General features: G+C 42.5%; 11 protein-coding genes. 6 read left to right on the top strand and 5 right to left on the bottom strand.

Annotated elements, in window-relative coordinates:
- Positions 1–127: 127 nt before the first annotated feature.
- Positions 128–2,416 (top strand): filamentous hemagglutinin N-terminal domain-containing protein, encoded by a 2,289-nt coding sequence (locus ACM0OT_RS22655; protein ID WP_414566636.1) that lies wholly within the window; start codon positions 128–130, stop codon positions 2,414–2,416.
- 67 nt (positions 2,417–2,483) lie between these two features.
- On the opposite strand, the gene ACM0OT_RS22660 is transcribed toward ACM0OT_RS22655, so the two are convergent.
- Positions 2,484–3,515, bottom strand: coding sequence for a hypothetical protein (locus ACM0OT_RS22660; protein WP_414566673.1), 1,032 nt, complete (start codon positions 3,513–3,515; stop codon positions 2,484–2,486).
- Positions 3,516–3,653: 138 nt separating this feature from the next.
- Between ACM0OT_RS22660 and ACM0OT_RS22665 the strand changes: the two genes are divergently transcribed.
- The 3 genes from ACM0OT_RS22665 to ACM0OT_RS22675 all read left to right on the top strand — a co-directional run bounded on the left by ACM0OT_RS22665 (position 3,654) and on the right by ACM0OT_RS22675 (position 7,214).
- Positions 3,654–4,865: an anhydro-N-acetylmuramic acid kinase gene (locus tag ACM0OT_RS22665; protein WP_414566637.1), complete on the top strand. Its 1,212-nt coding sequence runs from the start codon at positions 3,654–3,656 to the stop codon at positions 4,863–4,865.
- Positions 4,866–4,933: 68 nt separating this feature from the next.
- On the top strand, positions 4,934–5,380 hold the full coding sequence (locus tag ACM0OT_RS22670) for a hypothetical protein (RefSeq protein ID WP_414566638.1): 447 nt from the start codon (positions 4,934–4,936) through the stop codon (positions 5,378–5,380).
- A gap of 280 nt (positions 5,381–5,660) precedes the next feature.
- Complete coding sequence (locus tag ACM0OT_RS22675) at positions 5,661–7,214, top strand: serine/threonine-protein kinase (protein ID WP_414566639.1); 1,554 nt, start codon at positions 5,661–5,663, stop codon at positions 7,212–7,214.
- Positions 7,215–7,673: 459 nt separating this feature from the next.
- Here the strand turns inward: ACM0OT_RS22675 and ACM0OT_RS22680 are convergent, their stop codons facing one another.
- Positions 7,674–7,871 carry an NblA/ycf18 family protein gene (locus tag ACM0OT_RS22680; protein WP_414542749.1) on the bottom strand — a complete coding sequence of 66 codons (198 nt, stop codon included), beginning with the start codon at positions 7,869–7,871 and terminating at the stop codon, positions 7,674–7,676.
- A 449-nt stretch (positions 7,872–8,320) separates the two neighbouring features.
- On the opposite strand from ACM0OT_RS22680, the gene ACM0OT_RS22685 reads away from it, so the two are divergent.
- A complete protein-coding gene (locus ACM0OT_RS22685) occupies positions 8,321–8,536 on the top strand; it encodes a hypothetical protein (protein ID WP_414566640.1) in 216 nt (71 codons plus the stop codon).
- A gap of 108 nt (positions 8,537–8,644) precedes the next feature.
- On the opposite strand, the gene ACM0OT_RS22690 is transcribed toward ACM0OT_RS22685, so the two are convergent.
- The 3 genes from ACM0OT_RS22690 to ACM0OT_RS22700 form a co-directional block, all read right to left on the bottom strand.
- Positions 8,645–9,385 (bottom strand): Stp1/IreP family PP2C-type Ser/Thr phosphatase, encoded by a 741-nt coding sequence (locus ACM0OT_RS22690; protein ID WP_414566641.1) that lies wholly within the window; start codon positions 9,383–9,385, stop codon positions 8,645–8,647.
- A gap of 18 nt (positions 9,386–9,403) precedes the next feature.
- Positions 9,404–11,089 (bottom strand): ABC1 kinase family protein, encoded by a 1,686-nt coding sequence (locus tag ACM0OT_RS22695; RefSeq protein WP_414566642.1) that lies wholly within the window; start codon positions 11,087–11,089, stop codon positions 9,404–9,406.
- A gap of 110 nt (positions 11,090–11,199) precedes the next feature.
- Positions 11,200–11,526 carry a DUF6825 family protein gene (locus ACM0OT_RS22700; RefSeq protein WP_414566643.1) on the bottom strand — a complete coding sequence of 109 codons (327 nt, stop codon included), beginning with the start codon at positions 11,524–11,526 and terminating at the stop codon, positions 11,200–11,202.
- A 272-nt stretch (positions 11,527–11,798) separates the two neighbouring features.
- Between ACM0OT_RS22700 and ACM0OT_RS22705 the strand changes: the two genes are divergently transcribed.
- Positions 11,799–13,622 carry a serine/threonine protein kinase gene (locus ACM0OT_RS22705; protein ID WP_414566644.1) on the top strand — a complete coding sequence of 608 codons (1,824 nt, stop codon included), beginning with the start codon at positions 11,799–11,801 and terminating at the stop codon, positions 13,620–13,622.
- Positions 13,623–13,692: the final 70 nt, after the last annotated feature.

The raw sequence follows: 13,692 nt of genomic DNA on the forward strand, positions 1-13,692 counted from the left end.
GATGTTGGAATCTCCCGCTACAATGCTTGCATTTAGCGGGAGAGGATGTCAATGTTCACAACTAATTTAGGATTAGTATATGTTGTGCTTTTGCTAAAGTTACTTAAATTTGTTGGAGAACAAAATAATGGGGGCACGAAAAGTAGGGATTTTAATATTTACTGCAATTATTTTCAATAGCAACTCTACTATTGCTGAAATTATTCCAGATGGTACTCTACCTCAAAATTCTCAGATCATAATTCAGGATGATCTCACGACCATTGAAGGTGGAACCCGTGCAGGAATGAATTTATTTCACAGCTTTGAGCGTTTTTCTGTACAAAATGGAAGTACAGTTGAGTTTAACAATTCTGCGGATATTCAGAATATTATTAGTCGAGTTACAGGTACATCTATTTCTCAAATTGACGGCATTTTAAAGGCACACAGTACAGCCAATCTGTTTCTCATTAATCCCAACGGAATTGTCTTCGGTACAAATGCTGCTTTAGACATTGGTGGTTCATTTTTGGCGAGTACAGGCACTAGTCTGAATTTCGCCGATGGTACTAAGTTTACTACTACAGAAGCACAAACGACACCACTGCTCACAATCACTGCTCCCATAGGCTTACAATTTGGCTCTACTGTGGCTTCTATCCGGAATCAATCTCAAGCTAACAGTCCAGATGGTACAACTAATATTCGTCTCGAACCAGTTGGTTTACAAGTGCAGTCAGGGAAAACCTTGGCACTTGTAGGTGGTGATATTGTGCTAGAAGGCGGAAGTTTAACAGCAGTATCAGGACAAATTGAGTTAGGTAGTGTTGGGAGTAATAGTTTAGTCAGTTTAAATTCCACTAACCAAGACTGGGTTTTGGGATATGAAGGTGTGCAAAATTTTCAGAACATTCAATTAATTCAGCATACTGTCGGTGAATCTAATATTCCTTCTACCATAGATACCAGTGGCAAAGATGGTGGCGGTCGTATCCAGTTACAAGGCAAAACAGTAGAATTAATTGGCTTTGTTTTCCTAATTAGTAGGACTACAGGCGTTGTAGATGGTAGAAACTTAACAATTAACGCCAACAAATTAATTCTTCGAGATGGAGCGCAAATAGATACTTCGACTATAGATAATGGTAGAGGCGGAAATTTATTTGTAAATGCCTCTGAGTCTGTTGATCTGATTGGTACCTCTTTGAATCAAGTTAATATATTGACTAGTGCAACTGCTGGTGGTGGTAAGGCAGGAGATATAAACATAAATACACAGAGGTTGCGTGTTCAAGATGGCTCGCAAATATCAACACAGTCTAGTGGAACATCTATTCCTCCTAACGATACTGAATTTCGACCAGCTACAGGAGACGGAGGTAATTTAATTATTACTGCCTCTGAATCAGTGGAAATAATTGGAACTTCAGAAAACAAGTTTGGTAGTAGTTTATCTGCTTCAACTTTTGGTCCTGGAGAAGCAGGAACAGTAACAATCAAGACAGGAAAATTGATTATTCAAGATGGAGCTAGAATTAATGTCAGAAATCGAGTTCCGCGAGGTTTTATCTATTTAGGAGATGCCAATGATTTAGGAAAAGCAGGCGACATAAATGTCACAGCTAACTCCATACTGTTAAATAATCAAGGAACACTCTCATCTGATACTAGAACTGGTCAGGGTGGCGATATTACACTACAGGTGCGAGACTTATTACAAATGCGTCGTAACAGTCAAATCTCTACTAATGCAGGCACAGCCGAAGCCGGTGGAGATGGCGGTAATATAACAATTAATGCACCTAATGGCTTTATAGTTGCTGTTCCTTTAGAAAATAGCGATATTACTGCTAATGCTTTTTCTGGAGCCGGGGGTAAAATCAGCATCACCGCTAACAGTATATTTGGATTTGTGCAACGCGATCGCGCCGACTTAGAAAGACTAGATCCAGACAACCTAGACCCCAAAAACCTACCAACAAGCGACATCACAGCCATTTCTCAGCAAAACCCTTCATTAACTGGCACCGTAGAAATTAACACACCAGAAGTTGACCCCAGTAATGGATTAGTAGAACTCCCTTTAAATGTCGTTGATGCCTCCCAGCAAGTTGCCAGTGGTTGCTATGCCAGTGGAGGACAAAGAAGTTCATTTGTAGTTACAGGACGTGGAGGCATCGCCTCTAGTCCCAGTGAGATTTTAATGAGTGATACGGTGCTAGCCGATTGGATTCCATTAGAAGCAGGAAGTGAAAATCGTACCAATGGTATGCAGGATTTAGCACACATAGAAAGTAATTCTGTCAAGCCCAAAACTCGAATTGTGGAAGCCCAAGGGTGGGTAAGGGATACTAATGGTGATGTAATTCTAGTCGCGCAAGCCCCCACTGTCATGCCCCAGGTGTCTAATCGTGCGTCTTGTGCTGCGGATTAGATGGGAGGTGGGAGAGGTGGGAGAGAAGCAAGTATTTTTGTTCTTGTCCCGCTTCCAATCCCCATCCCTAAATCATTTCCTGAATTTGTAACCGAATTGTATGTTCCGTCCCGCCACTCAATTGCAGTTCCATGACTTCACCACCGAGGGGTTCGATGCAAGTGAGGAGCGATCGCAGGTGGGGTGTACTAGCACCAGTATCTACATATAGGCGATCTGCTAAGTTAGCGATGCGTTTCCAGGTCATGTATAACTTAGCAATAGTTTGTTCGATTTGAGATGCCTGATTTACCAAGTCGGCGGCTACACTTAAACAGCCGATTCTTTGGGCTTCTTCTAAGGCTGTTTCTATATCAATATCTTGCTGCGTTAAAGCTTGGACTTGGGCGGCAGATTTGAGATATCTGGCTAAGTGACGCGCTTCTGTGGTTGCTTGCTTGATGGTATCGACATCGGGATTGGCGGCAATTTCCTTTTGAATGAATTGCTGGTGTGGTTCTGGCAGTTTTTCCATTTCCTTCACCAGAGGGGCAATGTAGCGCGGAGGTAGGGAGTTTTCGGCGGCTTTTACCTTGACTTCTTCTGGTAGTAACTCCGAGGACATGGCTGTCCATTCGTCGGTGAGTTGGCGGACTTCTCTTCTAGTGATGCGATCGCCTTTTTGGGCAGATTCACTCACCATTTGTTGCACTTCGGGTACAGCTTTGGAAGTTTCTACAAATGCGCGTTTACTAAAGTTATTCACCGCGCTGGGGTCAAGCCTGCCTTCTTCTAGCAAGGTATCAGCACTATTAGCTAATTGAATCCAGGAATAAGCTTGACTTTTACTGATTTCCCGTTCCTTTAACCATCGAAGGAAGCCAGTACCCCGACCATCGCCACCTCTTTTCTCCCGGTCGCGGATAGCCCGTAAAATTCGTCCCCGCCAGATTTCGGTTTGCAAATCGAAGCGATCGCATACTTGCCATGCTACATCTAATTGTTGTTGAAAATCTGACTCTAGAATCTGTTCATCTTCTGGGTCTGGTAGTTCAAAGCTAAGGTCAGCTGGTTGTTGCAACGCAGCCGCAAGGTCATTAATAGAGTCGATATCTTGCACCATTGATAACTGACTAGGGTATGCGATCGGCTTATTATTACATATTGATAATCTCAGAAGCGATTTTCTTCAGACATTGGTGTATAAGTTAAACTACCGTTGATTAACTTCTCACAATTGATCAAAAATTCTTTGCCAATGTACCCCACAGCCAAAGCTACCGCCCCTACTCGCGTCATCGGTTTAATCAGCGGCACTTCCGTCGATGGCATAGATGCTGCCTTAGTAGAGATTTCGGGTGCAGATTTGGATCTCAAAATTGAGTTGCTAGCAGGAGAAACATATCCTTATACCCCCGTCCTCAAAGAAAAAATTTTAGCGCTGTGTGCTGGGGAAGCCATCTCAATGGCAGAATTGGCAGAAATAGATGATGCGATCGCCTGTGCCTTTGCCCAAGCCGCTCAAAATATTCAAACTGGTCACCCACCAGCAACCTTAATCGGTTCCCACGGACAAACCGTTTACCACAAACCACCCAAACAGTTATCAAACTTTAATTCCCCCCCGACTCGCCCCCTTGGTTACAGCCTGCAAATAGGACGCGGTGCCTTAATTGCCCATCTGACGGGAATTACAACTGTGAGTAACTTTCGTGTTGCTGATATTGCCATTGGGGGTCATGGTGCGCCTCTGGTGCCGAGAGTCGATGCTTTTTTACTCAGTCATCCCCAAATAGGACGTTGCATTCAAAATTTAGGGGGAATTGGCAATGTTGCTTACATTCCACCTCGTAGTGATCATAATTGGCTAGAAAAAATTTGTGGTTGGGATACTGGCCCTGGAAATAGTTTATTGGATTTAGCAGTACAGCATTTATCAGCTGGTACTAAGACTTACGACGAAAACGGCAATTGGGCAGCTAGCGGTACTCCTTGCCATCCCTTAGTGGAAAAATGGCTACAACAAGATTACTTTCATCTCCCACCACCTAAATCTACTGGTCGTGAGTTATTCGGTGTAGCTTATTTACAACAATGTCTTCAGGATGCCGAATCATCCCAACTCAGTCCAGCTGACTTGTTAGCAACACTCACAGAACTCACAGTAGCTTCCATTGCTCACAGTTATCAGACTTTTTTACCGCAAATGCCCCAGCAGGTACTACTATGTGGCGGTGGTAGTCGCAACCTCTATTTAAAGCAAAGGTTACAGTCGTTGTTACCATCAGTACCAGTAATGACTACCGATGAAGTCGGCTTAAATGCAGATTTTAAAGAAGCGATCGCCTTTGCAGTTTTAGCCTACTGGCGACAGTTAGGTATTCCCGGCAACCTCCCTGCTGCCACTGGTGCGCCTTATGAAGTGCTGTTGGGGGAAATTATAGTAGGGAGTAGGGAAAATAACCAATGACCAATGACTAATGACTAATATATCTTTAAGTCTTAGGGGTATTTGGAACAAGACAAGGAATATATAAGGTGGCTCATACTTTTTTATTGGAACCAGGACGCTGGACAATGCAAGGCAGTTGGTTGGAGCGTCATGGTATGCCAATCAGCGTTAAGGGTATGACCTTAGTTGCGTGGAATCGAGATAACTGGTTCACTATGGCAACAAAGCTGATTTTTCCTGGTAGCGATCGCGCGGAAATTTCTTTGCAATATCGGGGACGTTTACATGATGGAGAGCGTCAGTATACTTTTTTACTCCAGCACAACCTCTGGGGACAAGTTGAAGGTGAAGGTTGGATTGGTCTAGATACCATTGTGCAGCGTTATTGGGTAATAGGCGATCGCCAACGTCGTAGTGGCTTTGAAACTATGTACCGCATTTCCGAAAACTCATATTATCTCAGCAGTGGTGTGATGGCTGGACATGTTTTAACTAATACACTAGAAGCCAGTTTAGAACGTCAGTCAACATAGAATATTGAATATTGGTTATTGAGTGCTTTTAGCGTAACCAAAAATGAATAAATAATCCCCACCCCAGTTCCTAGTAACCAATCTGAGTTTTCGAGATATCTAGTTAGTCAAATTTGGGCAGACTAAAAATATACCAGCATCAAAGTGCAGGATGGAACCAAAAATGAAGGTGCATCTACTAGTTCCGTCTGTTTGCAGGCACTTTTGCAGACAAACACTGACCATCTGCCTATTGAACAGGCATCACTGACGATTATTGAACATTGGAGTCGAATTTTTTATGTCAGACCCCAACATTGGTCGCTTACTTGGCCAACGCTATCAGCTTCAAGAGTTGATTGGTACTGGAGCTATGGGCCGTGTTTATCGTGCCAAGGATATTTTGTTGGGCGGCGTACCTGTAGCTGTGAAGTTTCTGTCTCTGTCCATACAAAATAAAAAGATGCGGTTGCAAGACCGCTTTGAGCGCGAAGCAAAAACTTGTGCTTTACTAGGGCAAAAAAGTATTCACATTGTCCGAGTCATGGACTACGGTGTAGACGAAAATAACACGCCGTTCTATGTCATGGAATACTTGCAAGGAGATAGCCTTAACCAAATTATCCGCCAAAAAAATCTCTCTTTGCCAAGATTTTTGAGTATGGCGCGGCAAATTAGTTTGGGGTTAAAGTGCGCTCATGACGGTATCCCTGTGGATGGTGCAATTTACCCAATTATTCATCGTGATATTAAGCCCAGCAACATGTTGGTGATTCAAGACCCTAGTTTTGGAGAATTGGTCAAGGTTCTTGATTTTGGCATTGCTAAGTTACTACAGTCCAATGGCGACCAAACAAAATATTATTTAGGAACGCTGGCTTATTCTTCTCCCGAACAGATGGAAGGGAAGGAATTAGACAATCGCGCCGATATTTATAGTTTGGGCGTGATGATGTTTGAGATGCTGACAGGCGAAATGCCTTTAGTCACACCAACTCATTCTTTTGGAGCATGGTATAAAACACATCACAGTCAACCACCACGTACTTTTGCTGAGGTGGCCCCTGGATTGCCAATTCCTCAGGAAGTCCAAAATTTAATCATGAGTTGTCTAGCTAAAGCACCAAGCGATCGCCCTCAAAGTATTGGTGATATCCTCCAGGTTCTAGAATCTTTAGAAGTGCGTTACAAAAAGGGGACGAATACTCATGAAATTCATATCCCTACTCATGCTATTACCAGTAGCTCTGAGTCGCCACCGCAAACCAAAGGCGATGTGCAGATATATTTATCCAATGATGAAATTGCTCGCTCTGCTTGTTGGCCCCAAAATAAACCAATTGCCAATATTGTCTTCCCTCAACCCATTCAGTTTAATGGGGAAATATTACCAGCCTTATGGATCATGCTCCCGCAGCGAGAAATTATCAGTCGTTTAGTTTGTAATATTTATAATCAATTTCTATTTATTACAACTCCTCACCCCATGTTGTTATGGATTACAGTCATCTATAACCGCAAACATGAGCCTAAATGTTTACCTTACTACCTAGATATGAAAACTAGCCTGGGGCAAGAAATGGCCTGTTTACTGGCACAGAGAACTTCCTATCGTTTGTTGTTATTTGCCAAGGAAGCCCCAGATCGCTGTTCTCATATTCTCACATCTAGTATTGACCCAGCTCAACCTCAACGATTGCGACAATGGGTAGCCATGAGTAAAACTTTTGTGTCGTCTGCCGATCCCCAACTCAGTAAACGTTTACTCAAAAGCGAGTACGAAAAAATTAAACCCCAAATCATAGCTAAGTTAGCAGCAATGGCCACTAATTCTGCTTTCCATGTTTCCACCTAACGCCAGTCTGGATGTTAGATTTTTATAGCCTCATATCATAAAACAGTGATTTTTAGCAAATGTAAAACTTTGTTAAGAAATATATATATCTGGTTGTAAGCTTTATTTATAGAAAATATAATGAGCATCAATGACAGAAACAAAACTGTATTTCCGTAAATCTCAGCAAATTTTCCTTGGTGTGCATTACAGTAAGTAAATGATTTTACATAGATGCAGCACCTAATGTAGCCAAAAGCAAATTAAGTTTGGCTGGAGATTAGTTGACTAATTTAAACCGAAAGCTACGGTAAATTGGAAAAATATATGCAGCCTGAAAGTTTGCTGAATCAGTGTTTGAGTTCTGAATTATCTGTACTAGATTTTTTAATTGAAGTTGACGCCCCAGCATCCCCAGCTCTTTTCCTCCCTGGAACTGAGCAAGAGAAGGAGGTCGCCCACTGCGACACATAACCTACTCTATGCCATAGTGGAACCGGAATCTAAGCCCCACTGGTGCTTGAGCAACTCCTGATAAGTAGCTTCGCGCACCATCATTTGCTCATAAAGCTTGACTAAAAAGTCTTTGGCTTGGTCAGGACTCATGTGCTGGACTTGAGTTGCAAAAGAGCGGATGCTAAATTGCTGTTCCAAAGATAGTTCGATGGGTTGACTCATAATAAACTCCAGAAAAAACAACGCGTAAAAGTTACAACGGTTACAGAAGTCCTAAAGGTGTAATAAATGGGCTGATAATCTTCATACATACATTTGTACCTCTGTATTAAGAAAGATAACAATTGTTTGACGAATTGCCCACATCCTTTAAGGGTAAATTTTCTGTTTTGATATCTTGCACGTCAATCAACAGATGTATAACTTAAGACTTCTCTAACTTTGTGGGAGAAGGAAGCTCTTGCTATACAACGTTTTCAGGTAATAGCACCTTTTTTGACTTTTCCCCCTCAATTTCACTTCTCGTGCCAGGAGATACGGAATCCAGGGGTGAAAAAATAAAAGGTATTAAGCGTGAATTATATTCGCCATATACCATTATGTGCAAGAAGTCAATTTACCGAATTATGTAAACTTAACCGCCAATGGGTAAAATTGGCGGTTAAAAGTAGTTGTATCAAGTTGTAAAGAGGAAAAATGCTCAGGCTGAACAAATTACTGAGTATATGTACCGGAAAAAATATTTAAGGACTGAAAAATCAAAAAATAAGGTATTTAGGGGTGCGGAAGCAGCACGCTGGACAAGTTTTCCCTTCCCGGGTATTGGGAGCTTGCAGGGGCTTTATGGAGTCGCCAAGGACAAAAAAAGGGACAATCAGGGGCAATAAATAGCCTTAAGTACAAAAAATCTCAAATTAAACAGCACTATCAAATCTTGGATCGAGCAAATCCAAAATACTTGCTTAACGCTAATTTGAAATTTTCAAATTGATTGACTATTCTGGGGTATCTTCCTCAAGGGACACGATAACGATTGTGATGTTATCGTGGCCACCTTGCTCTTTGGCAGCTTCAATGAGAGCGAAAGAGGTTTTTTCCAGTAAGGGGTAGTTGTGCAGGCAATTAGCAATATGATGATTGTCAAGTTCTTCAGTCAGACCATCACTGCATAAAAGCAGGCGATCGCCAACTTTGGCATCTAGGGGTTGGACATCGACTTGATGCAAATCTTCTCTACCCAAACAACGTGATAACACATGGCGGTAGGGGTGAGAACGTGCTTCTTCTGGGGTAATTTCACCTGTCTTGATAGCTCTTGCTACCCAAGTATGGTCTTCTGTGATTTGTGCTAATTTTGCATCTCGCCAGCGGTATAACCTGGAGTCGCCCACATGAGCGCACCAAGGAGAATCTGGTGAGCGAAAAATCACTACGACAATTGTCGTCCCCATGTCAGCACGTTCAGGATGCTGTTGTTGATCATGTAAAATTGCTTTATTAGCTTGCCACAAGGAGTTTTCTAGCAATTTCGCTGTAGGTTCAGCAGCATTCCAGTTAGCTACCAAAAATTCTTGAATTTCCCTTGTAGCAATCCGACTCGCCTCTTCTCCTCCCGCATGGCCACCCATGCCATCAGCAACGATGAAAAATCGCCCTTCGGGATCGATATAATAAGCATCCTGGTTACTAGAGCGAACAAGTCCCGGATCACTAGAACCCGTGAAGTTAAGTTTCATAATTTTTTAGGAAAATAATTAAGACATCCTGTCATAACGGTCGAGGCGTGAAAGCAAACGAATGAGTAATACTGACATTGCGGCGGCAATTAAACCAGTCAGCAGGGCTGGCCATACATAATGATTAACGAATAAAATTGTAGCTGAAAGGGTAAATCCACTGATTATCAAGGCGTAGCTTGTGCCTAGCTGGATATTGCTTTGTCGGCGTAGTAAACGCTCTGTTTCTATAGAACGGACACGCACACGCATATCACCGCGTTCCAGTTTTTCTAATGTGTCTTCTAATCTTCGGGGTAATCCGAATGCGGTTGTACTGACTTGAACTGCTTGGCGGCTTAATTCATTAATAAAGCTATTATTATCAGAACCGTTCATATTTGTTATTAATTGCATTGCATATGGTTGGGCAACTTCCATAAAGTTAAACTCTGGATCTAAGCCCTTACCTACTCCCTCAAGAGTAGAAAAAGCGCGCATCACAAAAGTGAAGGTTGCCGGAAATCTAAATGGCTGATTATAAGCTATTTCGTAAAGGTCGTCACTGATGGCGGCCACAGATTGACTTTCAAAGGGTTTATCCATGAAATTGTCCAGCATAAACTGGACTGAACGCCGCACTGGCCCCATGTCATCTGTGGGTGCGATCGCTCCTAAATCTATCAGAGATTGGACTACGCGATCGCCATCTTTTTGGGCAATCCCAAACAGTGTTTCCATGAGTCCTTCACGCACATTCGACTTAATGCGCCCCATCATGCCGAAGTCGTAGAAAATTAAATCACCATTGGGACTCACCGCAATATTGCCTGGATGGGGATCGGCGTGAAAAAAGCCATCATTCAACAACTGCAACAGGTAAGCTTGAGCGCCTTGACGGGCTAGTACCTTACGATCTAAACCTGCTGCTTCTAAAGCTTCATATTGGCTAATTTTAATGCCTGGCACATATTCTAAAGTCAGTACTCTGGGTGAAGCGTAACGCCAATAAACTCTGGGGACTTTTACCCACTCGTAGCCGCGAAAGTTACGGCGGAAAGTATCAGCGTTACGACCTTCATTGAGATAATCAATTTCTTCCCACAGAATCCGACAACATTCTTCGTAAATGCCCATCCAATCTCGTCCCCGTCCCCATTTGGGATGGTTTTGGAAATAACGGGCAATTCCTTTGAGAATTTGTAAATCGATTTCAAATAGCTTCTTCAATCCAGGACGCTGGACTTTGATCACAACTGATTCCCCTGTATGCAGCACGGCTTTGTGTACTTGTCCCAAACTCGCGGCTGCTAAGGGAATAGGTTCAAAACTCTGGAATAATTCCGGAATTTTCTTGGCTAATTCTTTCTCAATTGTTGTTTCTACTTGCTCATAACTAAATGCTGGCACTTTATCCTGTAACTTGGCCAACTCTTCGACATATTCACCAGGGAAGATATCAGCACGGGTAGAAAACAACTGCCCGATTTTAATAAAAGTTGGCCCTAAGTCCAGTAGGGTATTACGAATCCAGACTGCTTGGGCTTTGCGTCTTGCAGCTTGTTTAGCCTCTGTGACACCGCCAGGATAACTCCAAGATTTGTTGAAACGCCAAAGCTTGAACATTAAGGTCAAAACAAAAGACCAAATGTCCACAAAGCGCCGCCGACTAGAGTAGTTTTCCCGATTCCAACGGTATGCCTTATCTGAATAACCTGTTTCCATATCTTTAATGTGTACCGTTGGTTTTTAACCAAATCACCTGGATTAAAAGACGCTCTGATGTTTAAACGATTGACGAGCAAGTGTTATTTGATCATGACTAATGACCAAAATTAAACAGAACTGCTGCGATAACGTTGCAATTCGTTTCTTAAAACGGCAATTTCTGCCCGTAGCTCATCAATGGTTGCTTGGATATCAACCGAATCAGGACTAGAATACCCACCACCAGGAGTACTTTGACCAGCATTGGCAGCTTCTGCTGCCCGATTTGCCCGTTCTAGGACTTCTTCTGTGAATTGGCGCATTTGTTCTCTAGCTTCGGCATCAAATTTGCCCAAATCACTCAAAGCATCGGTTAAGGCGATTTCTACGCGCTCATTAATTACTTCAGCTACGGCTCTACCGACGAAAAAGGCTTGCAAAAGGGGGTTACTCATAAATTTTTGTTACGTTGCTCCGCAAGAGAATTATAACTTGCCTGTCTGCTTTACGGCTTCTGCTGGGGAGCGAGAAATTTGAAGTTAGAGATGACTTGATGCTGACAAGAGCAAAGCCAGCCTCTTCTATTTTCCCACGCCCCATTTTTCGTTAGAAACACTTAAATAACTATTGTGAACAACATTGATTAAGAGAATTGCCCCTGTTAATCTATGTATATTTGCGTAACACACAGCAAAGATGGCATATCATAACCAGTCGCCCTTAAATTATGAATAGCTATCCATATCCAGATTTCAGCGAACACGGCTATCAAATTTTGCAAGAATTGGGACGTAATCGTGAAGGAGGAAGGATTACTTGGCTAGCATCAAATATTGATCATAGAGAAGTCGTATTAAAGCAGTTTTGCTTTGCCCAAGCTGGTTCAAGTTGGTCTGGGTTTCAGGCTCATCAAAGAGAAATTGATGTACTAAAAGGATTAGAGCATTCTGGTATTCCCCGTTACCTGAGTTCCTTTGCGACATCTGATGGCTTTTGTTTGGTGCAAGAATATATTAACGCTCCATCTTTAGCACAAACCCGTAGCTTTGCACCAGAAGAAATTAAACAAATTGCTATCAACGCCTTAGAAATTCTTGTATATCTGCAAAGTCTCAATCCTGCTGTAATTCATCGGGATATCAAACCAGAAAATATTTTGGTAGATGAACAACTCAAGGTTTATATAATTGACTTTGGTTTTGCTCGGATTGGGAGCCAGGACGTTTCAGCAAGTAGTGTGTTTAGAGGTACTCCAGGTTTTATTCCACCTGAGCAAATGTTTAAACCAACAGACGCTACAGACTTGTATGCTTTGGGTGTAACGTTGATTTGCTTACTAACAGGAATCCAATCGACAAAAATAGATCAATTGCAAGATCAAGATGATCCATATTTAATTAAGTTTCACCATCTTTTACCTCGGTTGAGTCTACGGTTTCTGGGTTGGTTGGAAAAGATGGTACAACCGTTACAGAAAAACCGCTTTGCTAATGCACAATCGGCTTTAGAAGCACTCAAGCCACTTGATGTTATTCGTGTAGCGGGAGTTGATTTCAGTGAAACAGTGCTGGAGTTTAAAGCGAACCGATTAGGGGAAAAGCTAACGCAAAGCATTACTATTGAGAACCCCATAGCAGATACTTTACTACAAGGGAGATGGGAAGTTGCACCCCATCCTCAAGACCCACCCCATACCCCAGATAATCATGCTTGGATTTCGATGATACCTGCTCAGTTTAGCGGGAATTATACTCGGTTTCAGGTTGAGGTGGATACGAGTACATTAATGGCAGATAAGCACTATAAACGTCAACTCATACTGCACAGTAATGCATATCCACAGACTCACACTTTAACGGTGAAGGTGCAGACGGCTGCTTTACCGATTGAAAAGCGAAAGATAGCCTCTGGTGATTTAATTCAGCTGTTTTTAATGGCTGTGGTGGTAGCTATGGCTACGACTTGGTTTATTACTTATCCTGCAAGTGCGGTTGCGAGTTGGTTGTTACAACAAAGATATGAGAAGACTCTGTTTATGGGTATTCTCTCACTTATGGCTGGGTTTTGGGTTGGTTATTACAAACTAGAGCTAGGAGTAGCCGGGGCTGTGCATTCTGGTGTGGGTTGGTTTGTGGGTTTGTTTGTGGGTGAGGCTGTGGGTTTGTTTGTGGGTGAGGCTGTGGGTGAGGCTGTGGGTGGGGCTGTGGGTGAGGCTGTGGGTGGGGCTGTGGGTGAGGCTGTGGGTGGGGCTGTGGGTGGGTTGGTGGGTGGGTTGGTGGGTATTGTGGGTATGGCTGTGGTGCTTTCGGCTAGAGATTGGGTTATAAATTTGGCTAAAGACTCATTTACAACTGTACTAATACTACTAATATTAGGATTTGGGGCTAGTGTAGGAACTGGAATAATAGCGGGCTTTCTAAATCCATTTATTTTGTTAGCACTAATAGGAACCAGTTTAACTACACTTTCTATGTTGCTTTATTCACCTCTAAAACGACGCAAGTTAATTGCTAAATATCGCCAGTCTGAGGAATCATTAATTAAACCGTAAAAATGTAAATAGATTTTTTTCGTATCTTTGAACTAAAAGAAAGACCAGAAAATTCGTTTTAATCATATTT

Origin of the sequence: Anabaena sp. CCY 9613 (assembly GCF_963920895.1) — a bacterium.
Taxonomy (GTDB): Bacteria; Cyanobacteriota; Cyanobacteriia; order Cyanobacteriales; family Nostocaceae; genus Cyanocohniella.

Excerpts from the sequence above, each read along its gene's own strand:
- ACM0OT_RS22665 (WP_414566637.1), top strand. The coding sequence starts at position 3,654 with ATGTACCCCACAGCCAAAGCTACCGCCCCTACTCGCGTCATCGGTTTA.
- ACM0OT_RS22690 (WP_414566641.1), bottom strand. The coding sequence starts at position 9,385 with ATGAAACTTAACTTCACGGGTTCTAGTGATCCGGGACTTGTTCGCTCT.
- ACM0OT_RS22680 (WP_414542749.1), bottom strand. The coding sequence starts at position 7,871 with ATGAGTCAACCCATCGAACTATCTTTGGAACAGCAATTTAGCATCCGC.
- ACM0OT_RS22655 (WP_414566636.1), top strand. The coding sequence starts at position 128 with ATGGGGGCACGAAAAGTAGGGATTTTAATATTTACTGCAATTATTTTC.
- ACM0OT_RS22695 (WP_414566642.1), bottom strand. The coding sequence starts at position 11,089 with ATGGAAACAGGTTATTCAGATAAGGCATACCGTTGGAATCGGGAAAAC.
- ACM0OT_RS22705 (WP_414566644.1), top strand. The coding sequence starts at position 11,799 with ATGAATAGCTATCCATATCCAGATTTCAGCGAACACGGCTATCAAATT.
- ACM0OT_RS22675 (WP_414566639.1), top strand. The coding sequence starts at position 5,661 with ATGTCAGACCCCAACATTGGTCGCTTACTTGGCCAACGCTATCAGCTT.
- ACM0OT_RS22700 (WP_414566643.1), bottom strand. The coding sequence starts at position 11,526 with ATGAGTAACCCCCTTTTGCAAGCCTTTTTCGTCGGTAGAGCCGTAGCT.